General features: G+C 70.1%; 20 protein-coding genes. 9 read left to right on the top strand and 11 right to left on the bottom strand.

The window, feature by feature from the left end; genetic code table 11:
* Window positions 1–228: 228 nt before the first annotated feature.
* Window positions 229–1185, bottom strand: a complete 957-nt coding sequence (locus Psi02_RS19105) for an ROK family protein (RefSeq protein WP_203975935.1) — start codon at window positions 1183–1185, stop codon at window positions 229–231.
* 63 nt (window positions 1186–1248) lie between these two features.
* Here Psi02_RS19105 and Psi02_RS19100 point away from each other — a divergent pair, with 63 nt between their 5' ends.
* The 5 genes from Psi02_RS19100 (at window position 1249) to Psi02_RS19080 (ending at window position 8352) form a co-directional block, all read left to right on the top strand.
* On the top strand, window positions 1249–2262 hold the full coding sequence (locus Psi02_RS19100) for a LacI family DNA-binding transcriptional regulator (RefSeq protein ID WP_239094988.1): 1014 nt from the start codon (window positions 1249–1251) through the stop codon (window positions 2260–2262).
* 723 nt (window positions 2263–2985) lie between these two features.
* Entirely contained in the window at window positions 2986–4533 is a 1548-nt protein-coding gene (gene mmsA, locus Psi02_RS19095) for a multiple monosaccharide ABC transporter ATP-binding protein (RefSeq protein WP_239094987.1), read from the top strand.
* 5 nt (window positions 4534–4538) lie between these two features.
* Window positions 4539–5828: a multiple monosaccharide ABC transporter permease gene (gene mmsB, locus Psi02_RS19090; protein ID WP_203975933.1), complete on the top strand. Its 1290-nt coding sequence runs from the start codon at window positions 4539–4541 to the stop codon at window positions 5826–5828.
* Between the two features lie 65 nt (window positions 5829–5893).
* Window positions 5894–7006 (top strand): substrate-binding domain-containing protein, encoded by a 1113-nt coding sequence (locus Psi02_RS19085; protein WP_203975932.1) that lies wholly within the window; start codon window positions 5894–5896, stop codon window positions 7004–7006.
* A 149-nt stretch (window positions 7007–7155) separates the two neighbouring features.
* Window positions 7156–8352 carry an ROK family protein gene (locus tag Psi02_RS19080; RefSeq protein WP_203975931.1) on the top strand — a complete coding sequence of 399 codons (1197 nt, stop codon included), beginning with the start codon at window positions 7156–7158 and terminating at the stop codon, window positions 8350–8352.
* 98 nt (window positions 8353–8450) lie between these two features.
* Here the strand turns inward: Psi02_RS19080 and Psi02_RS19075 are convergent, their stop codons facing one another.
* From Psi02_RS19075 to Psi02_RS19065, 3 genes are all read right to left on the bottom strand, one after another.
* Complete coding sequence (locus Psi02_RS19075; RefSeq protein ID WP_203975930.1) at window positions 8451–9365, bottom strand: hypothetical protein; 915 nt, start codon at window positions 9363–9365, stop codon at window positions 8451–8453.
* A 104-nt stretch (window positions 9366–9469) separates the two neighbouring features.
* Entirely contained in the window at window positions 9470–10906 is a 1437-nt protein-coding gene (locus tag Psi02_RS19070) for a hypothetical protein (RefSeq protein ID WP_203975929.1), read from the bottom strand.
* Window positions 10907–11074: 168 nt separating this feature from the next.
* Window positions 11075–12193, bottom strand: a complete 1119-nt coding sequence (locus Psi02_RS19065) for a glycosyltransferase (protein ID WP_203975928.1) — start codon at window positions 12191–12193, stop codon at window positions 11075–11077.
* A 19-nt stretch (window positions 12194–12212) separates the two neighbouring features.
* On the opposite strand from Psi02_RS19065, the gene Psi02_RS19060 reads away from it, so the two are divergent.
* Window positions 12213–12716 (top strand): MarR family winged helix-turn-helix transcriptional regulator, encoded by a 504-nt coding sequence (locus Psi02_RS19060; RefSeq protein WP_203975927.1) that lies wholly within the window; start codon window positions 12213–12215, stop codon window positions 12714–12716.
* A gap of 8 nt (window positions 12717–12724) precedes the next feature.
* Here the strand turns inward: Psi02_RS19060 and Psi02_RS19055 are convergent, their stop codons facing one another.
* From Psi02_RS19055 to Psi02_RS19030, 6 genes are all read right to left on the bottom strand, one after another.
* Window positions 12725–13636, bottom strand: a complete 912-nt coding sequence (locus Psi02_RS19055) for an RNA polymerase sigma-70 factor (RefSeq protein WP_203975926.1) — start codon at window positions 13634–13636, stop codon at window positions 12725–12727.
* A 5-nt stretch (window positions 13637–13641) separates the two neighbouring features.
* Window positions 13642–14844: an NAD(P)/FAD-dependent oxidoreductase gene (locus tag Psi02_RS19050; protein ID WP_203975923.1), complete on the bottom strand. Its 1203-nt coding sequence runs from the start codon at window positions 14842–14844 to the stop codon at window positions 13642–13644.
* Window positions 14845–14935: 91 nt separating this feature from the next.
* Entirely contained in the window at window positions 14936–16153 is a 1218-nt protein-coding gene (locus tag Psi02_RS19045) for an ABC transporter permease (protein WP_203975921.1), read from the bottom strand.
* A complete protein-coding gene (locus Psi02_RS19040; protein WP_203975919.1) occupies window positions 16153–16845 on the bottom strand; it encodes an ABC transporter ATP-binding protein in 693 nt (230 codons plus the stop codon). The genes Psi02_RS19045 and Psi02_RS19040 overlap by 1 nt, the downstream gene beginning before the upstream one ends.
* Window positions 16842–17921, bottom strand: coding sequence for a peptidoglycan-binding protein (locus Psi02_RS19035; RefSeq protein WP_203975917.1), 1080 nt, complete (start codon window positions 17919–17921; stop codon window positions 16842–16844). Before Psi02_RS19035 ends, Psi02_RS19040 begins: the two co-directional genes overlap by 4 nt.
* Window positions 17918–18448, bottom strand: coding sequence for a hypothetical protein (locus Psi02_RS19030; protein WP_203975915.1), 531 nt, complete (start codon window positions 18446–18448; stop codon window positions 17918–17920). The genes Psi02_RS19035 and Psi02_RS19030 overlap by 4 nt, the downstream gene beginning before the upstream one ends.
* Window positions 18449–18572: 124 nt before the next feature.
* Between Psi02_RS19030 and Psi02_RS19025 the strand changes: the two genes are divergently transcribed.
* A complete protein-coding gene (locus Psi02_RS19025) occupies window positions 18573–19223 on the top strand; it encodes a response regulator transcription factor (RefSeq protein ID WP_203975913.1) in 651 nt (216 codons plus the stop codon).
* Window positions 19220–20434, top strand: a complete 1215-nt coding sequence (locus Psi02_RS19020; RefSeq protein WP_203975911.1) for a sensor histidine kinase — start codon at window positions 19220–19222, stop codon at window positions 20432–20434. Before Psi02_RS19025 ends, Psi02_RS19020 begins: the two co-directional genes overlap by 4 nt.
* Here Psi02_RS19020 and Psi02_RS19015 read toward each other — a convergent pair.
* Window positions 20409–21200 (bottom strand): SDR family NAD(P)-dependent oxidoreductase, encoded by a 792-nt coding sequence (locus Psi02_RS19015; RefSeq protein WP_203975910.1) that lies wholly within the window; start codon window positions 21198–21200, stop codon window positions 20409–20411. The two genes, Psi02_RS19020 and Psi02_RS19015, sit on opposite strands and share 26 nt — an antisense overlap.
* Window positions 21201–21328: 128 nt before the next feature.
* On the opposite strand from Psi02_RS19015, the gene Psi02_RS19010 reads away from it, so the two are divergent.
* Window positions 21329–22279, top strand: coding sequence for a sigma-70 family RNA polymerase sigma factor (locus Psi02_RS19010; RefSeq protein ID WP_203975908.1), 951 nt, complete (start codon window positions 21329–21331; stop codon window positions 22277–22279).
* Window positions 22280–22293: the final 14 nt, after the last annotated feature.

Below are 22293 nucleotides of genomic sequence, written 5' to 3'. Positions count from 1 at the left end.
CGCCGGGAGGAGTGCCGTAAGGCGGCGAGACCCGCCGCGACCGCTGCCGTGAGTAGGGACGGAGGTCTTGGACCATGCGGAAGCTCCACAAGGGGATGGCGGGCTCGCGGAAGGGCGCACCCGGCTGGAGATCGCGGCTAGCCTGGTTCCTCTGAGACAACGTTGTCAAGACTCACCGCGAAACCTCCGCGAAACAACCCGTTCGTTTTCCCGTGGTCGTCCGTCTGGTCAGGCGAGCGAGGCGACGCCGCGGCCGGCGTACGCCTCCGGGGCGAGCACCAGGGCCGCGGCGCCGACCAGACCGGCGGCGTTGCCGAGACTCGCCGTCGTCACCGTCAACCCCCGCAGGAACTCCAGCCGGCCGTGTTCGGCGATGGCCGCCCGCAGCGGCGGGAAGAGCAGGTCGTGGGCGGCCGAGACCCCGCCGCCGATCACCACCCGGGACAGGTCGCAGATGGCCGCCGTCGAGACGATGCCCGCCGCGAGGGCACGGCCGGAACGCTGGAACGCTTCGCACGCCTGCGGATCGCCGGCCCGGGCCGCGGTGGCGAGGTCCACCCCTGTCGGCGCCGGTACGGGCGCCCGCCACCCGGCGTCCAGCGCCCACGCGACCATGCTCGGCCCGCTGCTCATCGCCTCGACGCAGCCACGTCCCCCGCACGGGCAGGGGACTCCGTCCAGGTCGACGACCACGTGGCCGATATGCCCGGCGTTGCCGGTCGGGCCGCCGACCATCCGCCCGGCCTGGATCAGGCCGCCCCCGACGCCGGTGGAGACGACGATGCCCAGCAGGTCGTCGGCGCCCTGCCCCGCACCACGCCAGTGTTCTCCCGCAGCGGCGCAACTGCCGTCGCCGGCGAGCCGGACCGGGACCCCGGGGACCAACTCCGCGAGACGGTGCAGCAGCGGGAAGCGGCGCCAAGCCGGGATGTTGACCGGGCTGATCGAACCCTCCGGCAGGTGGATCGGGCCCGCCGAGCCCACGCCGACGCCGACCACCCGCGCCGTGCCGGCCACGGCGAGCAGTTCCAGGACGAGTTCGGCCACCGGTCGCCAGACCACCTCGGGGTCCGGTGAGACGACCGTCGCCCGTACCCCGCGCTCGGCGACGGTCCCGTCGGCGGCGACCAGGGCGGCGGCGACCTTGGTTCCGCCGATGTCGACGGCGAGGGCGAGATCGGACATGCGGCGCTCCTATGGCTTGGACAACGTTGTCACAATAGCGGTCAGAGCCGGTATGGTTCCTTCATGGCTAGCGACGTCGGCCGTACGAGGCGGCCCACCATGGCGGACGTGGCGGACCTGGCCGGAGTGAGCCTGAAAACCGTCTCGCGGGTCGTGAACAACGCGCCGCACGTCCAGCCCGAGCTGGTCGAACGCGTGCTCGCCGCCGTGTCCGAGCTCGGCTTCCGCCGAAACCCCCTGGCCAGCTCGCTGCGCTCCGGGCAGACGAACGCCACGATCGGGCTGCTGATCGAGGAGATCGCCAACCCGTTCTACGCGACGATCGCGGGAGCCGCCGCCGAGGTGGCCCGGCAACACGACACGATGCTCATCATCGCCAGTTCCGAAGAGGATCCGGCGCGCGAGGAGCAACTGCTGCGGGACATGTGCGCCCGCCGTGTCGACGGGCTGCTCGTGGTGCCGGCCGGTGACGATCACTCGTTCCTGCGCGCCGAGATCGAACTCGGCACCCCCATGGTCTTCCTCGACCGGCCGGCCGGCGGGCTGCTCGCCGACACGGTACTGCTCGACAACCGCGGGGGCGCGCGGGCCGGGGTCCGCCGGCTCGTCGAGGCAGGCCACCGCCGGATCGGCATCCTGCTCGACTCCATCGGCGTCTACACCATGCGTGAGCGGCTCGACGGCGCGCAGGACGCGCTGGCACCGGCCGGCGTGCCGTACGACACCCGGCTGGTCCGCGACGGCGTCCGTGATCCGCTGGCGGCCGCCCGGGTCGTCTCCGAACTGCTCGAAGGACCGGATCCGCCGACCGCCTTCTTCTCCCTGAACAACCGGATCACCCTCGGCGTGATCGAGGAACTGCACCGGCGCGGCAGCGACGCCGCGGTGCTCGGGTTCGACGACTTCGACGTGGCCCGCCTGGTGCCGTACCCGCTGACGGTGATCGCCTACGACACTCGTGAGCTGGCCAGGACCGCCACCGAACTGCTCTTCCACCGGATCGAGGGGGACCGTTCCTGGCCGCGTACGGTGGTGCTCCCCACCGAACTGGTGGCGCGGGGCGCCCCGCCGCGCTGAGCCGGGACCGGCCGGTCACGCACAGCGGTCATCGCGGCACGACCGACCGCCCGCGGCCCGGCGTGAGCGGGGCCCGCTGGGCCATGGCCCGGTTGGATCATGCGAGGTGAGAGCCTCGGGACCGCCGAAAGCGCGTTACGAAACGGCCACATTGGAACGAGTCCAGTTGACACTCTCGTAACGCGGTAGCAGTCTCTATCCGCTGCCTGCCTGACAACGATGTCACGACCGATAGGAGGAACCACAATCGTTATGTTCGCCGGCTCCTCCTGCTGCGGTACCGTGTCCGGTCAGGAACTCCACGCAGGCGCGGAGACGCCTGTCAGCCGGTGCCGGGGCCAAGCGTCCCTGCACGATCGTTCCCAGCGGACATCGTCGCCGGCCCCCCACGACGAGGCTTCCGGGCCTGGTCGACAGTCGTCCACGGCCCGCAACCGCGCACGACTGCGGCACCAGCACACGCCGATCACTCCCCGCACAGGCGAATCGTTCGAGAAATGAGCGAATCGGGGCTTTGTGGAGCCCCTCGTCTTCGAAATATGTTTCAGGCTGCGGTCAAAGTTGTCTGAACTGATGTCGACCCCCGGAGGCAACAATGTCATTGGAGACGTGGCGCGGCCCCCTGCAGCCGGACGCGCGCGGATCCCTCCGGCGGCCCAGGGACGGCGGCCCCGCCGCCCCGCAGCCGTACCCGGGACGGGCCCGGAGTGAGGTGAGCTGGTCATGAGCGGCGCACCCGTCCTGCTGGAGATGCGTTCGATCACCAAGGAGTTCCCCGGAGTCAAGGCGCTGTCCGACGTCAACCTGGTGGTGCGGGCCGGCGAGATCCACGCGATCGCCGGGGAGAACGGCGCCGGAAAGTCCACCCTGATGAAGGTGCTCAGCGGGGTCTACCCGTACGGCACCTACTCCGGCGAGATCCTCTACCAGGGCACGGAGAGCCGGTTCTCCGACATCCGGGCCAGCGAGCACGCCGGCATCGTGATCATCCACCAGGAGCTCGCGCTGGTGCCCGGCATGTCCATCACCGAGAACATCTTCCTCGGCAACGAGCCGGGCCGCGGCGGTGTGATCGACTGGAAGATCGCCAACCGCCGGGCCGTCGAGCTGATGGCCCAGGTCGGTCTGGAAGAGGACCCGGACACGCTGATCAAGGACATCGGCGTGGGCAAGCAGCAGCTCGTGGAGATCGCGAAGGCGTTCGCCAAGGACGTGAAGCTGCTCATCCTCGACGAGCCCACCGCCGCCCTGAACGAGGCCGACTCCCAGCACCTGCTGGACCTGCTCCGCGGCTTCAAGCGGCAGGGCATCACCTCGATCATCATCTCCCACAAGCTCAACGAGATCGCGCAGGTCGCCGACTCCATCACCATCCTCCGGGACGGGCGCACGATCGAGACCCTCGACATCAAGGCGGACGGCGTCGACGAGGACCGCATCGTGCGGGGCATGGTCGGCCGGGAGCTGCACAGCCGGTTCCCGGACCACACCCCGGACATCGGCGAGGTCTTCTTCGAGGTACGCGACTGGACGGTCCGGCACCCGATCTCCGCCGAGCGCCTGGTGGCCAAGCACTCCGGCTTCACCGTGCGCCGCGGCGAGATCGTCGGGTTCGCCGGCCTGATGGGCGCCGGGCGGACCGAACTGGCGATGAGCCTGTTCGGCCGCTCGTACGGCACCTACGTATCCGGGCAGATCTTCAAGGACGGCAAGGAGATCGTGCTCAAGTCCGTGTCGGACGCCATCGAGCACGGCCTGGCATACGTCAGCGAGGACCGCAAGGCGATCGGCCTGAACCTGCTCGACGACATCAAGACCTCGATGGTGTCGGCCAAGCTGTCCAAGATCTCCAAGCACGGCGTGGTCGACCAGGTGCGGGAGTACCAGGAGGCCGAGAACTACCGCAAGAGCCTGCGCGTCAAGGCCCCCACCGTCGACGAGGGGGTCACCAAGCTCTCCGGCGGCAACCAGCAGAAGGTCGTGCTGGCCAAGTGGATGTTCACCGACCCCGACCTGCTGATCCTCGATGAGCCGACCCGCGGCATCGACGTGGGCGCCAAGTACGAGATCTACGGCATCATCCAGCGGCTGGCCGAGCAGGGGAAGGGCGTCATCGTCATCTCCTCGGAACTGCCCGAGCTGATCGGCCTGTGTGACCGGATCTACACGGTGTTCGAGGGGACCATCACCGGCGAAATCCTCCGCAAGGACGCCGACCCCGAACTCCTGTTGAAGCAGATGACCTCAGTGAAGAAGGCGCAACGAGCATGAGCCGCGTGAAAGAACTCCAGAAGTCCCTGTTCGGAGGGACGACCTCCAACGCCCGGCAGTTCGGGATGATCTTCACGCTGGTCGCGATCGTCCTGCTGTTCCAGATCCTCACCGACGGTCTGACGCTGAACCCCGGCAACCTCATCTCGCTGGTGAGCCAGTACTCCTACATCCTGATCCTGGCCATCGGCATGCTGATGGTCATCGTCGCCGGGCACATCGACCTGTCCGTCGGCTCGATCGCCGCGTTCGTCGGCATCGTGGTCGCGAAGGTCATGCAGGAATACTCGGTCCCGTGGTTCGTGGCCATCCTGATCGGCCTGGTGGTCGGCGCCCTCATCGGCGCCTGGCAGGGCTTCTGGGTGGCGTACGTCGGGGTGCCGGCGTTCATCGTCACCCTGGCCGGCATGTTGTTGTTCCGGGGCGGCAACCAGTACATCGGCAACGCCGACACCATCCCCGTGCCCGAAGGGTTCAGGACGATCGGCGCCGGCTTCCTGCCGGAGGTCGGCCCGAACACCGGATACAACAACCTCACTCTCCTGCTCGGCCTGGTGATCTGCGTGGCGGTCGTCGTCCGGGAGTGGCGGGGCCGCCGCACCCGGCGGGAGATGCAGGCCGAGGTCGCCCCCATGTGGATCTCGGTGATCCGGATCGCGATCCCGCTCGTCGTCGTGGTGTTCGCGAGCCTGCAGTTCGCCGGTGGACGGGTCGGAACCAGCTTCCCGATCTCCGGCATCATCCTCGGCGTCCTGGTCGTGATCTACGGTTTCGTCACCCGCAACACGGCGGGCGGCCGGCACATCTACGCGGTCGGCGGCAACGCCCGCGCCGCCGAGCTGTCCGGCGTCAAGCTCAAGCGGGTCAACTTCCTGGTGATGATGAACATGTCGGTCCTGGCGGCTCTGGCCGGCATGATCTTCGTCGCCCGTTCGGCCGCCTCCGGGCCACAGGACGGCATCGGCTGGGAGCTGGACGCGATCGCGGCCGTCTTCGTCGGCGGCGCGGCCGTCTCCGGCGGCCTCGGCACCATCAGCGGGTCGATCGTCGGCGGCCTCGTCATGGCCGTGCTCAACAACGGCCTGCAGCTGATGGGCGTGGGGTCCGACCGCGTACAGATCATCAAGGGCGTGGTCCTGCTGCTGGCCGTCGCGTTCGACGCCTACAACAAGAAGCAGGGGCGCTTCTCAGTCATCGATTCACTGATGCGCCCATTCCGCCGGGATACACCGACCGGCGCCGAATCTCCCGCCGAAGCGGGCCAGGAACGCGGCAAGAGTCCGGTGGCCGGCTGACGGCCACCGTTCTTCCTCACGGACGGAGCCTCCGCCCCGTCCTCCATCGAAGAAGGGCATCTGAAATGCGCAATATCCTCGTCAGGGGCGTGGCGGCCGGCGCGATCGCGCTGCTGTCGCTCACCGCCTGCTCCTCCGAGCGTACGGGCGGCGACGCCACCGCCACCAGCGGTTCGACCGAGGCCGCCAAGGGCTTCCCGGCCAACTCGCTGATCGGCGTCGCCCTGCCGGCGAAGACCTCGGAGAACTGGGTCCTGGCCGGTGACCTGTTCACCAACGGCCTGAAGGACGCCGGCTTCCAGTCCGACGTGCAGTACGCCGGCTCCTCCACGACCGTCGCCGACCAGCAGGCGCAGATCTCCGCCATGACCACCAAGGGCGCCAAGGTCATCGTCATCGGCGCGACCGACGCCGCGCAGCTGAGCACCCAGGTCGAGGCCGCCAAGCAGGCCGGCGCGACGGTCATCGCCTACGACCGTCTCATCAAGAACACCCAGGGCGTCGACTACTACGTCGCGTACGACAACTTCAAGGTCGGCGAGCTCCAGGGCCAGGCCCTGCTCGACGGCATGGCGAAGAAGAAGGCGAAGGGCCCGTACACCATCGAGCTGTTCTCCGGATCGTCGGACGACAACAACTCGGCGGTCTTCTTCGACGGCGCGATGAGCGTGCTGAAGCCGAAGATCGACTCGGGCGACGTGGTGGTCGGCTCCGGCCAGACCGACATCAAGCAGACCGCCACCGACGGCTGGAAGGCCGAGAACGCCCAGCGGCGGATGGACTCGCTGCTGACCTCCACCTACAGCAGCAAGACCCTGGACGGCGTGCTCTCCCCCAACGACACGCTGGCCCGCGCCATCATCACGTCGGTCAAGGGTGCGGGCAAGCCGCTGCCGATCGTGACCGGCCAGGACTCCGAGGTGGAGTCGGTCAAGTCGATCGTCGCCGGTGAGCAGTACTCCACGATCAACAAGGACACCCGCAACCTGGTCGCGCAGACCATCCAGATGGTCAAGGACCTGCAGGCCGGCAAGACCCCCGAGGTCAACGACACCAAGTCGTACAACAACGGGGTGAAGGTCGTCCCGTCGTTCCTGCTCCCCCCGATGATCGTGACCAAGGACAACGTCGTCGAGGCGTACGCCAACGACCCCAACCTGGCCCCGCTCACGAAGTAGCAGCGCTCGGCTGAAGTCAGGCAAATCGTGGGTCCCCGGACGACGGGGACCCACATTGTCGTCTAACGGCGTTGCCCGATCGGAAAAGGGACCTCTCCCGTGACCGCGATTTCACATCAAGGGCGACGTAGCACCGGCGAGGGCGCGGCATGGCGCTGACGATCGCCGCCCCCAGCCAGGAGGAGGTCCGCCGGCGGAACCTGGGCGCGCTACTCCGGTACGTGCACATCCACGGCGCCACGTCCCGGGCCGAACTGACCGACCGGCTCGGGCTCAACCGCAGCACCATCGGCGCCCTCACCGCCGACCTGACCACCGCCGATCTGGTCAGCGAGGAGATTCCCCGCAAGACCGGCCGTGCCGGTCGGCCGTCACTGGTCGTCCGGCCCCGGTCGTCCCGCGTGCACGCGTACGCGATGAGCATCGAGGTGGACCGGCTACGGGCCGCACGGGTCGGCCTCGGCGGGAAGATCCTGGACAGTCGCGCCGCGGATCGCCCACCCGGGCTGCGGATCTTCGAGACCGTCGGCACGCTGGCCGGCTTCGTGCGGGACATGCAGCGCGCCGCGCCCGCCGACTCCCGCTGCGTCGGCGGTGGAGTGGCCGTCACCGGCATGGTGCGCGGCGCGGACGGCGCGGTGCGGATCAGTTCGCCCGTCGGCGGGGTGGCCGGAACAGTTGGCGAGGCACTCGGCTCCGCGCTCGGCCACGACCACCCCCTCGTCGTCGCGAACGCGGCCGATGTCGGCGCCCTGGTGGAGCACACCCGCGGCGCCGCGGCGGGCTACGACAACGTCATCTACCTCCACGGCGACGTGGGCGTCGGCAGTGGCATCATCGCCGGGGGCCGACGGGTGACCGGGCACGGCGGCTACGGCGGGGAGGCCGGCCACATGGTCGTCAACCCGCAGGGCCGCGCCTGCGGGTGCGGTTCCCGGGGCTGCTGGGAAACGGAGATCGGCGAGCAGGCTCTGCTCGAGCGCGCCGGGCGGGCGGGTGCCACCGGTCGCGACGCCGTCCTCGCCGTCATGCACGCGGCGCTGGACGGCGACGGGGAGGCCGAGGCCGCCATCCGGCACGTCGCGGACTGGCTCGGTTTCGGCGTGGTCAACCTGGTCAACATCTTCAATCCGAACATGGTGGTGTTCGGCGGCACGCTGCGCGAGTTGTACCTCGCCGGCGCCGCCCAGGTCCACAACCGGCTGAGCACCATGGCGCTGCCCGGCTGCCGGGACCACATCCGGTTGCGCACCCCGGCGCTCGGCGACGACGTCCCCCTGATGGGCGCCGCCGAACTCGCCTTCGAACGGCTCCTGGAAGACCCGCTCGTCGCCGGCACCGGTTGAGCCCCCGGCACCGCCAAGGGTGGCCGACGCCACCGGCGAGGTCGGCGGCCGAGCGGTTCCCGGCACCGGATGGGGAGCTCGGTCACGCCACGCCGGGCTCAGACGGACAGGCCGAGTCCTGCCGCCTCTCGCACCGGGAGGGAGGTGTCACACGACCCGTAGGAGAAGAAGCCGGCACGCACAAGCCGGACCTCCTCAGTCGTGAAGGACCGGGCCAGCGTGGCCAGCCTCTCGGCGTCGTCATCCCGCAGGACGGCCTCGACTTCGGACACCGGCCTACCTCGCTGAGCCTGCGCCGAGGCGAGCAGCACATTGAGAAACCCGTAATGGGTGAACCCGGTGGCCTGGTCGACATGGCGGACCGCGTGGTGAAGGCCCGCGGTCGCCTTCACCGCGATGCCCGCGCGCGCCGCGACGACGAACGCGGCGGCCAGGTCGGCGGGGGCCGGGAACAACTCCGCCCGGACACCGCCGCAGCGCAACTTCAGTCCGACCGGCCGCTCGGCCTCCGGGCGTCCGGCCAGCGCCGCGGTCATGGCCGGCGCGGCTGAGATGTCCGCCGCCTCGGCGAACAACGGCACCTGAGGACCCGCCTGTGACGCGTCCAGCGCATGGAGGGCGACCTGGAGCGCCTCGCCGAGTGAGCCCTCACGGGGTTGTTCCTTGGAGGGCGGGCCATCGCCGAGTCGGTGTCGCGCCAGGGGGGTCACGGCCCATTCCACAGCGGCGAGCGTGAGCCGGCCGTCGCTCACGACCTGGTCGATGGCGTCCTGTGTCCTCGCCGGGTCGTCGCCTCCGATCAGGATGACTCGCAGGCGATCGCCCGCCGACAGTTCCGCGATGAGCTCACCGATGCGCGCCGCCGGGCACAGGAGGCGGTGGGTCAGCATCGGTGCGGCGGCGGCCAGGTCACCGCGATGACGGTCTACCGCCGATCTCATGTCGAGCGAGGTCGGAGGAAACAGCCCGGCGTCGTCGACCAGGGCGTCCAGCAGGCCCGTCATCACCGTCATGAGTTCTCCCAGCGAACGGACTCGAGCTCGGACAGCAGGTGATCTATCTCTGCGCGAAGGTCGGGCGACAAAGCGTAGTACTTCACATCACATCGTGTAATAGATCACTGATCCGGGTCATCGGCGTGTGGCTGTAAGCGAGGCGCCGGTCGCCGCGTGTTCAGCTTGATCACCGCGAGGGCTCCCGCGGAGGCCACCGCGATCCCCAGGGCGATCGACAGCCCGGACGCCAGTGAGTAGTACCCCAGCCACCCGGCGCTCCACGCGGAGAAGGGCATCATGACCACGTAGTAGGCGACGGCCGCGGTGGCCGTGCTGATCGCCCACGCCCGGATCCGTATGCCGCCCCGCACGGCGCTCACCATCATGGAGACCCCTCCGACGGGGACCAGCACCACGGCGAGGAGGACGGCGAACGGGTTGAACAGGATCGGCGTGTTCGTCCCCGTATAGAACAACCAGACTCCCACCCACAGCGTCAGCGCGGCCACGGCGAAGCCGAACCTTCGCACATCGCATCCGAGTGCCACCAGTCCCGCCGCGAGGGCTGCCAGCAGCGCCGCCATGGGAACGGAGTCCTCATATCTCCCCGGTGCCGTCAGCGGCACCGCGCTCGAGTAGTCGAACCCGTCCTCCGCCCAGCCCAGCCGGCGCCAGGCACCCGACGTGTCCCGCAGGGCGATCCCGTCCGCGCCGTTGGCGACGACCACGACGTATCCGCCGGAGAACTTCTGGATCGCGATCCCCAAGGACGCGACGGCCTCGGTGTCCTCGGGGATCTCAGTCGCGTGAGCTCTCGTCAGCCGGTCCTGTCCACTGGGAGACACCTCCCACGCCGTCGCCCACCGGCCATTCCTCGACTCCTCGACCTTGAGCCGGGTGGGGACGATCCGGTAACAGCGGTCCGGCCGGCCGGGCACGCAGGCCGACGCCCTCGGATCGGACGGCACCGGGACGGCCCAGCTCGACCACGAATTCCCGCCGTCGCTGGAGGCGAAGCTCGTCACGCGCGGGCCCATCGACGATCCACCGCGGATCGACACGACGATCATGCCGTCGACCACGTCGACGGCATGGGCGCTGTACGGCCGGAAGATGTCCGCCTGGCCGGTCGCCGCCACGGCCAGCACGGTGACGGGAATCAGGACCGCGGCCCGTGCCAGCCGTACGGCTCGCGCGCCGGGGCGATTGCAGGTCCACCAGGCGGCGTACAGGGCGGGGAGGGCGATGAGGTCGGTGGGATCGGCCAGAACCCGGGAGGGACCCCAGGCGAGGGTCCAGGCCTCCGACGCGAGGACGGCGCCGACGGCGGTGGTCTTGACCAGGGTGAAGGCCGCGCCGGTGAGCAGGATGGATACGCGGGGGCGGCAGATGAACAGGTTGAGCAGGGGCGGGGCGACGATCAACCCGGTGAGGTCGCTGAGCTTGCCCGTGACCGGGCCCGGCCACAGCGGCTTGAAAACGTGGTCGTTGAGCAGCAGGATCACCACGGCGATGACGGTCAGGGGGTGACCGAGCCAGGCCAGGGCCGAATTCCTCATGCCAGAGAGATGAGGCGAGATCATGTGTTGTTCGCCCCGCTCCGCATTCGTGATCAACCTGCCGCCGGGCGTTGACGTACGAACCGTCCGCTCGTGACCAGGCCACCGGAATTCGCCGCCGTCTCCCGATCGTGGGGCGGCCGGCCATCCCCTGCCCCCTGCCTGCCGTCATCGTGCGGCCGCGAACTCCATGATCGCCTCCGCGGCCCGATCCGGGCCGTCGACCTCGTCATACCAGGACTGGATCCGTCGCGCGGCCGCGCGATGCGACCCGCTGCCGAGCATCTCGTCGACCTGCGGGCCGACCTGGTCGAGATCGAGCGCCTCGGCCGCCCCGAGCCGGTGAAGCAGGTCGACGTTGTGCTGCTGCTCGGGCTGCAGCGGCACCGCGAGGAGCGGGGTCCCGGACGCCATCGCGGTCTGAACGCTGCCCTGCCCGCCCGTGGTGATCGCGAGGTCGACCCTCGGCATGATCAGGTGGCTGGGCAGCACGCCCTCGACGAGCACGTCGTCTCCGGCCAGGTCGGCCAGGTCGTGTACGGTCCCCGCGACCAGGACCCGGGTGTGCAGCTGCCTGACGATGCGCCTGATCAGGTCGGGTGAGGTGGACGTGAGCGCGACGTAGACGACCGGACCGGGCAGGTCGAGGAACGCGGACACCCGGTCGGGAACGGGCAGGTCGAGGTGGGCGAACAGCGGGCCGGTGTATCGGAACCCGTCCCCCAGCTCGTCTGCCGGTATGCCGAGCACCTGCGGCACCTCGGGCACCAGGGTCAGGTCTCCGCACAACAGCTCGGGCAGGCTGGGGATCCGGGGGACGCCGAGCTCGTCGGCCACACGGTTGAAGCCGTCGCAGTACCAGGTGAGCTCCAGAACCCTCGGGTCGAGCACGGGGGGCACCCAGGAGCCCGCGTGCTCGGTCACCAGCTTGATCCCGGCCAGTCGTGTGGACAGCAGCGTGCTCAGCGCGATCCCGGTGACCGCGACCGTGACGCCGTGCTCCCGGAAGTACGCGGCTTCCGCCAGCGCGTGCTCACGCAGCTCGTCATCGGTGTACATGCTCTGGTCAGGAGGGCCGAGCCCGAGACCGTTCTGGACGAATCGGACGCAGCGTTCGTGGTCCATGCGCGGTTCGATGACGTCGTACGGCACGCGGAGCTGGTTCTCGTGCGTGCCGCCATGGGTGGCGATCCGGACCTGGGCACCGCGGCGGCGCAGTGCGTGGTGGATGTCCAGCATCCGCGAGGTCTCCGACAGGTATCCGCAATGAGGGACAAGGGCGATCATATTAGGTAATATATTGCCTATGTCTGAGCCGTACAAGGCCCCCGAGCCGCACGTGCACGCCTTCCGAGCGGTCCTCGCCCTCGCCCAGCGACTGCGTTATCTCATGGACGACCGGCTGCGCGGGGACGGGCTCACCACCCAGCAGGCCGCGCTGCTGACCGTGGTGGACGCACTCGGCGAACCGTCACTGAAGGAGGCGGCGGCCGTGCTCGGCAGCACGCACCAGAACGTCGCCCAGCTCGTCGCGTCCCTGGAGCGCAAGGGCATGCTCCAGATCGCCACCGACCCCGCCGACCGGCGCCGCCGCAGGCTGATGACCACGTCCGCCAACACGGAGTACTGGCGCGAGCGGAACGTCGGCGACCACGCCGCCGTCGCCACGTGGTTCGCCGGACTCAATTCCGGCGAGCTCGAGACGCTGTGCGAGCTTCTCGACCGCGTTCTCGCCGATGTGAAGCAGTCCGATGTGAAGCAGGCCGAGTCCGGGGAGGCCGCCGGGAGCCACTTCGCGCCAACGCTGTAGGGACACTCTCAGGGCGTGCTGACGTCGTGGGTGGTCCCGCCGGCGACGGCCTGGAGTTTGTCGGGGTTGGCGACGTTGTGGACGGCGATGATGCGGCCGTCGGCGTCGAAGTCGAAGGTGACCGTGGCGATCACACGACCCGGGCCGCTGAACACCATGCCCGGGCCGCCGTTGATCTCGACCAGTTCGGCGTTCATGTCGGCGGGCTCGACGCCCTGGTAGGTGACCTTGCCGATGGCGGCGAACCAGGCGGCCACCATTTGCGCGCCCATGATCGGACGCAGGGCCTGGCGGACCTTGCCGCCGCCGTCGGTCCACAGCGTGACATCAGGAGACAGCAGTTCCATGAGGGTGTTGATGTCCCCTCCGGTCGCGGCCGCCAGGAAGCGCTTGGTGACGTCGCGCTGCCGCGACCGGTCCGCGGTGAAGCGCGGCCGCCGGGCCCGCACGTGCTCGCGAGCGCGGTGCGCGGCCTGGCGCACCGCGACCTCGGAACGCCCGACCGCCTCCGCGATCTCGGCATGGCCGAAGTCGAAGATCTCCTTCAGCACGAACACCGCGCGCTCGAGCGGGCTCAGGGTCTCCAGCACCACCAGCATCGCCATCGACACGGACTCGGCGCCGGTGATGTCGTCGGCGGTGTCGCCGCTGGTGAGAATGGGCTCCGGAAGCCACGGCCCGACGTAGGTCTCGCGCTGGTGCCGGGTCGAGCGCAGCCGTTCGAGCGCCAGGTTCGACGCGATCCGCGCCAGGTACGCCTTGGGATCGGTCACCTGCGAACGGTCGGCGGCCGACCATTTGATCCAGGCGTCCTGGACCGCGTCCTCGGCATCGGCCGCGCTGCCGAGGATGCGGTAGGCCACGGAGAAGAGCAGGTTGCGATGCTCGTTGAACACCTGCTGGTCGTGGTCCGGAGACACGTGGGTCACCGCACGCCCCGGATACGGGTGAAGCGGCCGCCGCGGGGCCAGAACGCGCCCGAGGCCGGCATCTTCTTCATGCGGCCGTAAGTCGGCCAGGGGGAGGCGGTCACCGTCTCCTTATACCGTGCCGCGATACGGCCGGTCAGATGCACCCGCCGCGGGCTGTCGTCGGGGTGGGTGAACTGAACGACCGCGTCATGCCGTCCCAGGCTCACCGGCGTGTGGTAATAGCCGAAGCGGAACGGCTTGGGCTGCTTGCCGTTCAGCGTGCGGAAGATCGACACGGCGGCGTGCACCCCGGTCGGCATGCCGCCCTGGCAGGTGCCGTGCATGACGCCGTAGCCCTGGCGGATCGCGGCCGCGTCGCCCACGGCGTACACGTCCGGGTGTGACACCGACCGGAGCGCGGCGTCGGTGACGATGCGGCCGCGCTCGTCGACGGTCAGACCCGCGGCGGCCGCCAGCGGCGACACCCGCGTGCCGCTCGTCCACAGGACGACATCGGCGGCGATGCTCTCCCCGCCCGCCAGCTCGACCGAGCCGGGCAGCACCTTCACCACCTCGATCCCGCCGCGCACGTGGACGTTCAGGCGTTCGAGCGCGGCCTGCAGGTACGCCTTGGCCTTCGGGGTCATGGCCGCACCGGGTTCCCGCCGTCCCAGCAGCACGACGTTCAGCTCCGGGTGCCGCTCGGCGATCTCCGCGGCCGACTCGACGCCGGTCAGCCCGCTGCCGCCGACCACGACCGTGCCGCGGCCGAGCCGGGCCAACCGGTCGGCCAGCACCTCGGCGTCCTGGACGCTGTCGAGGTTGTAGGCGTGATCCTCCACGCCCGGCACCGCCGCCGTGTCGGCCAAGCTGCCCAGCCCGTACACCAGCGTGTCGTAGTGCAACACCCGGTCGTCGTCGATCCGGACGGTCTTCGCGTCCGGGTCCACCGCCGTCACCCAGCCACGGGCGAACTGCGCACCCGTGCCTTCCAGCAGCTCCGGGATGTCCATCTCGGCGACCTGCTGCCCGGTCGCCGAGAGGTGCAGCCGCAGCCGCTCGGTGAACCGCTCCTGCGGGTTCACCAGGGTCACCCGCACGTCCTCGCGCCGCTTGACCCGCGCCGCGAGCTGGATCGCCGCGGCCATGCCCGCGTACCCCGCCCCCAGGACCAGAACGCGGTGCGCGGCCCTGCCGGCTTCGTGCCGAGTGCTCATCGTGGTGCCTCTCTCTTCGTGCTGACGACCACGAGATGGAAGCCGCCCTCCTTTCCGTGACATGGGATCGATATGACGTGCGTCACACGTCTCATGGTGCGGCCAGCGCCTCTGTGGGGTGCAGCCGGGCCGCGCGGATCGCGGGGTAGAGCCCGGCGGCACCGCCGATGATCACAGTGGCGGCGAGCGCCCCCGCCGTCGCCCATGCCGGCACGACGGACGGCCAGGTCTGGTAGGCGGCGTATCCGGTGGTGACGGCGATGCCCAGCAGGACCCCGCCGACGCCTCCGAGCGTGGACAGCAGGAGGGACTCGGCGAGGAACTGCACCCGGATCTGCCCTCGGGTGGCGCCGAGCGAACGGCGGAGCCCGATCTCGGCTCGGCGTTCCAGCACCGAGATCACCATGGTGTTGGCGACCCCGACACCGCCCACCAGCAGCGCCACCGCGCCCAGGCCGAGCAGCAACCCGTTCAGGGTGACGTCGGCCGCTCGGCTCGCGGCCAACGCGTCCGAGGGACGGGACACGTTGACGTCGCCCGGAGTCTGCGGGTTGGCGGTGGCGGCCAGGACGCCGTGTACCGCCTCGACCTGGCTGTCACGTGACCGGGTGTAGACGGTGGTCGCCCGCCCGTCGAAGCGGAACAGGCCGGTGGCGACCTCCCAGCCGATCAGGACGGCCGTGTCGAGCTCGGGCGCGAGCGTGACCGGGTTGAGCACGCCGATCACGGTGAACCGTTCGCCGCCGACAATGATCTCCGTCTGCGGGCTGGGCCGGCCGATGCCGAGCCGCTCGGCCGTGTCGGCGCCGAGGACCGCCGCGGGGTACCGGCCGGTGACGGCGTTCAGCCAGACGCCGCCGCGCAGAGTCGCGCCGACGGCCCGCGGCAGGCTCAAACGGGTGGCCGACACGGTCAGCCCGTTGGTCTCCACCTTGGGGATCTTGTCGGAGCGGTACACCCTGGCGTCGCGGATCGTCCCCGTCGCCGAGACTGCGGTCACCGGGCCGATCCGCGCGATCATCGCCTCGGCCTCGGCGGGCAGCTTCGCGTCCTGGCCGTTGAGGCCCTGTCCGGGCGAGACGGTGAGCAGGTTCGTGCCGAGCGCGGCGAGCTGACGGTTGAGCTGTTCGTGGGAGGAGGACGAGATACCCACCACCGCGACCATCGCGGCGATGCCGATCGCGATGCCCAGCGCGGAGAGCAGCGCCCGGGCCGGTCGGGTGCGCAGCCCGGCCGCGCCGACCCGGACCACGTCACGTGGGGCCAGCCGGGCGGGCGTGAGCCGGGCGCGGGTTTGTGGCGCGGTCATCACTCGGCCACCCCCGCAACCTGCGGCGCGGTGGCGCCGTCGCCGACCAGCCGGCCGTCGCGCATGTGCACGTGCCGGTCCAGGCCGGCGGCGACCTCACGGTCGTGCGTGATGACCACGACCGTGGTACCGGCGGCGTGCAGCTCCCGCAGCACCGCCATGACGCCGTGGCCGGAAACGGAGTCGAGGTTGCCGGTCGGCTCGTCGGCGAGCAGCAGCGCGGGATCGCCGATCACCGCCCGGGCGATGGCCACCCGCTGCTTCTCGCCACCGGACAACTCGTGCGGCTCGTGGCCGAGCCGGTGTCCGAGCCCGACCCGCTCCAGCGTCGCCTCGGCCCGCCGCCGCCGCTCGCTCAGGCCGACTCCGGAATAGAGCAGGCCGTCGGCCACGTTGTCCAGCGCCGGTACGCCAGAAGCCAGATGGAACTGCTGGAACACGAAGCCGATCCGGCTCGCACGCAAGGCCGACAGCTGCCTGTCGGACAGCCGCGACACGTCATACCCGTCGACGGCCACACGGCCGGAGGTGGGCCGGTCGAGCGTGCCCAGCATGTGCAGCATGGTGGACTTGCCCGAGCCGGACGGGCCGACGACCGCGACCAGTTCGCCGGCGCCGATACTCAGGGTGACGCCGGCGAGCGCGTGCACGTCACCGGGGTACACCTTCGTCACGTCGGTCAGTTCGATCATCGCGGCACTCCCACGGTCATGCCCTCTTTCAGCCCGTCGCCGGTGATCTCGACCTGGCCGTTCGCGAACAGGCCGGTCTCCACCTCGATGTAGTGCGTGGCGGATCCCTCGACGACCTCGACGCCGTAGCCGCCCTCGGCCAGAGCCACCAGCGCCGCGACTGGCACGGCGAGCACGTCTTCGCGCTCGGCCGCAGTGAAGACAACGGTGACCACGGCCGCCTCGATCCCCACGGCAGCCTTGGGGTCGTTCAGCGAGACGACGGTCTCGATCCAGGTCTCCGCCTCGCTGCCCGCGTCGGCAGGCTGCTCGACCACCGAGTAGACCCGTTCCACATGGCCGGTCACCTTCTTGCCGTCGGGCATCTGGACCTGCACCTTGATCCCCTTACGGGCCAGCCGTTGCCCGGACACCGCGAGCCGGGCCGTCACCTGGCGGCCGGTCCCGGTGTACCGCAACACCTCCTGCCCGTCGCCGGTGGACTGGTTGACCCCGGCCGTGACGGCATCGACCCTGATCGTGCTCGGAGCGAACAGCACTCGCCCCTGCTCGACCTGGCCGGTCCGCGGCAGGCCCAGATCCTTCTGCCAGCGCCTCACCGCGGCCGCGGTGAGCGCCGTGTACGTCTTGTCCACCGTGAACCCGCCGTATCCGAGGGCCCTCAGGTTGTCTTCGAGCTGCCGTACGTCCGTGCCGACGGCACCCGGGCCGAGTGTCCGGTACGCGGCGACCGCGCCGTACATCAACACCACCGGCCGGTCGTCCACTCGGTAGATCGGCCGGCCTCGGCGGATGACGTCACCGGGCAGCGGCACCTCGGTGACGACACCCGCGATCCGGCCGGCCAGCGTTGTCGTGGCGCCGTAGCCCAGATCGCCGGGCACCTCGTCGGTGTCCAGCATCGTCTGCCGGGTCACCTGAGCGGTGGCCGGCGGCAGGTCCGCCATGGTCGGCGTATCGGTGCCGTCTCCGCCGAACCCCACCGCTGCGGCGGTCGCCGCCCCCGCCGTGAGCACGACCGTACCGGCCACCGCGGCGGCGCGGCCGCGCCGCCGCGCTCCAGATCGGCTCGTCACCTCGGCGTCGCTTCCGCGCTCGGGCGGTACGACCGGATGTACTCCCTGCAGAAGGCCTCCGCCTGGTCGTACTGCGGATCCCTGCGGACCTGCTCGGAGACGTCGACATGGGCTTCGGCGTCAGGGTCGGGGAAGCCCTCCACCCCGTGCTCCCGCATGCACCGCGACTCCTCGCGGGCCAACTCCGCCTTCACCACGGCCAGACCGGCGGGCATGACAGGCTCGTACTGCTTGCACGCCTCTTGCGCCGCGGCCCCCACGTCCGGGTCCAGCGTTTCCTTGTCGAACCCACCCCCCATCCGGACGTCGCCGTCGACGACCTGCGGGTCGGGCATCGGTACGCCGTGCTCCCGCATGCACCGCGCGTACCTGATCGCCTGCTCCTGCTCGCTCAGGCTCGGCGTCGCGCTCGGTGCGGCGGAGCCGGCCACCGAGGCCACGCCCTCGCCGTCATCCGATTGCGAACAGGCGGCCGCCGTGACCAGCAGGAGTGGTAGCAGGCAGACGACCAGGAATCTCTTTCTCATCAGCGATCTCCTCTGGTTCGGTGGGTCCAGTGGAGCAGCCGGCTCGCGACGGCACCGTCACAGCGCCTGTAACGCCGGTGTAATCCCCGATTGCCCAAACTGCTGAAGCAGGGAGGATGTCAGTGTGCGAGTGCTGCTGATCGAGGACGAGATGCTGCTGGCCGTACAGGTCGCCGACGGGCTGCGGGACCGGGGCATCGCGGTCGACCTCGCGGCCGACGGCCTCGACGGCCTGCACAAGGCCACCGCGAACAGGTACGACGTGGTCGTGCTCGACCGGGACCTGCCGCTCGTCCACGGCGACCAGGTGTGCATCGCACTGACCGGGGGCGGCAACGACGCCCGGATCCTCATGCTCACCGCGGCCGGGGAGGCCGCGGACCGGGTCGCCGGTCTGATGCTCGGCGCCGACGACTACCTGCCCAAGCCGTTCGTCTTCGACGAGTTGGTGCTGCGGATCCGCGCGCTGGCGCGCCGGGCCAACAACGCTCCGCGGGTGCTCCAGCGGGCCGGCCTGACCTTCGACACCGCTCGGCGCGTCGTCACCCGCGGAGGCCGCGTCATCCCGCTTACCACGAAGGAGCTGGCCGTGCTGGAGGTCCTGATGGGCGCCGAAGGCGCCGTCGTCAGCGCTGAGGACCTGCTGGAACGGGCGTGGGACGAGCACGCGGATCCGTTCACCGGCACCGTCCGGGTCACCATGGCCCGGCTGCGCCGCAAGCTGGGCGACCCGCCGCTGATCGAGACCGTCGTCGGCGCGGGGTACCGGCTATGAGGCCGCGGTGGAAGCACCCGTCGATCCGGCTGCGGTTGACCCTCGTGTATGCGGTCGTGCTCGTGGCGACCTGCGCCGCACTCCTCGCGCTGAACTACGCGCTCTTGTACAAGAGCCTCTATACCAACATCAATGCCCCGTCCCAGGTCGAGATGTCGGTGTGGCACGACAAAGTGATCGAATTCGATGCGGCGATGGCCGACGACAGGTACGTGTCCTACCAGCGCGACATGGCCGAGGTCGCCCGGTTGCGCAGGGACACGCTGTTGAGCACCGTCGGCACCTCGGCGATCGCGCTGGCCGTCACGGCCGTGCTGGGGCTCGGTGTCTCCTGGATCGTCGCCGGGCGCATGCTCCGGCCGCTGCGAACACTCACCGCCGCCACTCGGCGGATCTCGCAGGACCGGCTGCACGAGCGTGTCGCGCTCACCGGGCCACATGACGAGCTCAAGGAGCTGGCCGACACCTTCGACGAGATGGTGTCCAGACTGGAGGCCTCCTTCAACAGCCAGCGCAGGTTCGTCGCCGACGCCGCGCACGAACTGCGCACCCCGCTGGCGATCGTGCGTACCGGTGCCGAGGTCCAGCTGGCCAAGCGGCACAACGCGCCCGAGCAGTGGGAGGCCATGGCACACCGCGTCCTCACCGCGACCGGCCGGGCCGAACGCCTGCTGGACGGCCTGCTGGCCCTGGCCCGCAGCGACAGCGGCGTCATCGCCGCTGAAACGTACGACCTGGCGGTCGCGGTGGCCGGGGCGCTGAACGAGGCGGACGGCGAAGCCGAACGCGCCGAGTTGACCATCACCACCGACCTGCGCCCCGCCCCGGTCAAGGGCGACCCGGCTCTGCTGGATCGCCTGGTGGGCAACCTGGTGCACAACGCGATCCGGCACAACCGTCCCGGCGGTTGGGTCGAGGTGGTCACCGCTCACCGCGACGGGGAGGCCGTCATCTGCGTACGCAACAGCGGCGACCACATCCCTCCGGCAGAGGTCGACCGGCTGTTCGAGCCGTTCCAGCGGCTGAAGTCCGACCGCGCCGCGGGGTCCAGGTCGACCGGTCTGGGCCTCGCCATCGTCAGGTCCATCGTGGACGCACACGACGGCACGGTCACGGCGGCACCGAACGCCGAGGGCGGGCTGACGGTAACCACCACCCTGCCCGCCCCGGTGAGCGCGACGCCCGTCAGTCCACCAGTGAGCCACCGCTGAGGTTCGCCACCGTGCCCGTCATCGCCGCTGCGTCGGCGGAGGCGAGGAAGACCGCTCCTCCGGCGACATCGGCGAGTGTCGGGAGCCGCTTGAGCAGCGTCCGCTCCCGCATGGCATCGGTGAACTCGGCGCGCGTGATGCCCAGCGCCTGGGCGTGCAGTCCGTAGACCACGTCGATCGTCGCCGTCTCGGGGATGCCGTCGGGCCGCAGGCACACCACCCGGACGCCCTGCGGGCCGAGTTCGGCCGCGAGGACGCGGGTCAGCGCCTCCACCCCGGCCCAGGCGGGTGCCATCCCCCCGACGAAGGGGGCGGCGGCGCGGCTGGGCGCGGCGGTGAGTGTGATGATCACCCCGGAGCCCTGGCGGGTCATGTACCGCCCCGCCACCTGTGCGGTCAGGAAGTGGGACGTCAGATAGGCGTGAATCGGTGCCTGGAAGCGGTCCAACTCCAGGTCGGCGAGCGCGGTGCCCTGGATGCCGGCCTGCGGCAGGCCGATCGCGTTGAAGGAGATGTCGATGCCGCCGTGCCGGTGTGCCACGCCGTCCGCGTGTTCGCGCACCGCCGCGGCGTCCAGCGCATCGACGTGCGCCGCCTCGGCGAACCCGCCCTCAGCGGAGATCTCCTTGGCCGCGGCCTCGAGTGGACCGAGGTCGCGGCCGGTGAGGAAGACCCTCGCTCCCTCGCGGGCGAAGGCGCGCGCCACCGCACCGCCGATCGCCCCGCCCGCCCCGTAGATGATCGCGTTCTTGTCGTGCAGTCGCATGCTGAGCTCCTGTGTCGTCGATACGAACACCGATACAGACCACCGCGATGCGGAGAACTCGTCATCGTCCGGGTGCTGATTTCCGTGCGGGACGACGGTCTGTATGTGTACGCAGGCGCGAGGAGACAATGATGCAAACTGGCACGATGAGCCCGGATACGACCCGGTTCGCCGCGTTGACCGATCCCTACCGCACCGAGTTGCTTGTGCATTGCTACCGCATGCTCGGGTCGGTGCACGAGGCGGAGGATCTGGTGCAGGAGACGTTTCTCCGGGCCTGGCGTTCCTTCGACGCCTTCGAAGGGCGCTCCTCGGTGCGCACCTACCTGTACCGGATAGCCACGAACGCCTGTCTCACGGCGCTGGAGCAGAGGTCGCGCAGGATCATGCCCTCTGCTCACGGTTTCGAGCCCGGCGAGCCGAGCTGGCTGGAGCCGATTCCGGACGCCCTGCTGGCAGGCGCCTCCGATCCGGCCGCCGTCATCGACACGCGAACGTCCGTACGGCTCGCCTTCATCGCCGCACTGCAGCACCTGCCACCGATCCGGCGTGCGGTGCTGATCCTTCGCGATGTGCTCTCCCTGTCCGCGGCCGAAGCCGCGGAGGTCTTGGACACCACGACCGCCGCGGTCAACAGCGCCCTGCCCCGGGCCCGAGCACAGATCGCCCAGATCGCGCCCATCGCCGACAAGGTCGTCGAACCTGCGGAACCACGCCGGCGTGCCTTGCTCGATCGATATGTAGCCGCGTTCGAGAGCGCCGACATCGGCGCCCTGACACGGCTCATGCGCGCCGACATCGCTCTGGAAATGCCCCCTCAGGTCGAGTGGTTCCGTGGCCGGAGCGCGGTCGCGGGATTCTTCGCCACCCGCGTTCTCCGCAAGCCGGGCCGCTTCTCCATGGTGCCCACGGCGGCGAACGGACAGCCGGCGGTCATGGCCTACCTGCACGAGGACGATGGCACTCCCCGGCCGCACGCCGTCCATGTGCTGACCATGGACACCACCGGTCTCGCTCACATCGCGGTCTTCTTCGAACCCGCCGTCCACACGTTGTTCACCGGCGCACGGCTGCCCTGACCCGTGCCGCCCCG

Source organism: Planotetraspora silvatica (genome assembly GCF_016863315.1).
In the GTDB taxonomy this organism is placed as follows: domain Bacteria; phylum Actinomycetota; class Actinomycetes; order Streptosporangiales; family Streptosporangiaceae; genus Planotetraspora; species Planotetraspora silvatica.
Note: the sequence above shows the minus strand (reverse complement) of the source record. Positions and strands in the feature narration are given on the sequence as shown.

What these genes read in the sequence shown, in the direction of transcription:
- Psi02_RS19105 (WP_203975935.1), bottom strand. Translation starts at nt 1,185, where the DNA reads ATGTCCGATCTCGCCCTCGCCGTCGACATCGGCGGAACCAAGGTCGCC.
- Psi02_RS19100 (WP_239094988.1), top strand. Translation starts at nt 1,249, where the DNA reads ATGGCTAGCGACGTCGGCCGTACGAGGCGGCCCACCATGGCGGACGTG.
- mmsA (WP_239094987.1), top strand. Translation starts at nt 2,986, where the DNA reads ATGAGCGGCGCACCCGTCCTGCTGGAGATGCGTTCGATCACCAAGGAG.
- Psi02_RS19085 (WP_203975932.1), top strand. Translation starts at nt 5,894, where the DNA reads ATGCGCAATATCCTCGTCAGGGGCGTGGCGGCCGGCGCGATCGCGCTG.
- Psi02_RS19080 (WP_203975931.1), top strand. Translation starts at nt 7,156, where the DNA reads ATGGCGCTGACGATCGCCGCCCCCAGCCAGGAGGAGGTCCGCCGGCGG.
- Psi02_RS19075 (WP_203975930.1), bottom strand. Translation starts at nt 9,365, where the DNA reads ATGACGGTGATGACGGGCCTGCTGGACGCCCTGGTCGACGACGCCGGG.
- Psi02_RS19070 (WP_203975929.1), bottom strand. Translation starts at nt 10,906, where the DNA reads ATGAGGAATTCGGCCCTGGCCTGGCTCGGTCACCCCCTGACCGTCATC.
- Psi02_RS19065 (WP_203975928.1), bottom strand. Translation starts at nt 12,193, where the DNA reads ATGATCGCCCTTGTCCCTCATTGCGGATACCTGTCGGAGACCTCGCGG.
- Psi02_RS19060 (WP_203975927.1), top strand. Translation starts at nt 12,213, where the DNA reads ATGTCTGAGCCGTACAAGGCCCCCGAGCCGCACGTGCACGCCTTCCGA.
- Psi02_RS19050 (WP_203975923.1), bottom strand. Translation starts at nt 14,844, where the DNA reads ATGAGCACTCGGCACGAAGCCGGCAGGGCCGCGCACCGCGTTCTGGTC.
- Psi02_RS19045 (WP_203975921.1), bottom strand. Translation starts at nt 16,153, where the DNA reads ATGACCGCGCCACAAACCCGCGCCCGGCTCACGCCCGCCCGGCTGGCC.
- Psi02_RS19040 (WP_203975919.1), bottom strand. Translation starts at nt 16,845, where the DNA reads ATGATCGAACTGACCGACGTGACGAAGGTGTACCCCGGTGACGTGCAC.
- Psi02_RS19030 (WP_203975915.1), bottom strand. Translation starts at nt 18,448, where the DNA reads ATGAGAAAGAGATTCCTGGTCGTCTGCCTGCTACCACTCCTGCTGGTC.
- Psi02_RS19020 (WP_203975911.1), top strand. Translation starts at nt 19,220, where the DNA reads ATGAGGCCGCGGTGGAAGCACCCGTCGATCCGGCTGCGGTTGACCCTC.
- Psi02_RS19015 (WP_203975910.1), bottom strand. Translation starts at nt 21,200, where the DNA reads ATGCGACTGCACGACAAGAACGCGATCATCTACGGGGCGGGCGGGGCG.
- Psi02_RS19010 (WP_203975908.1), top strand. Translation starts at nt 21,329, where the DNA reads ATGATGCAAACTGGCACGATGAGCCCGGATACGACCCGGTTCGCCGCG.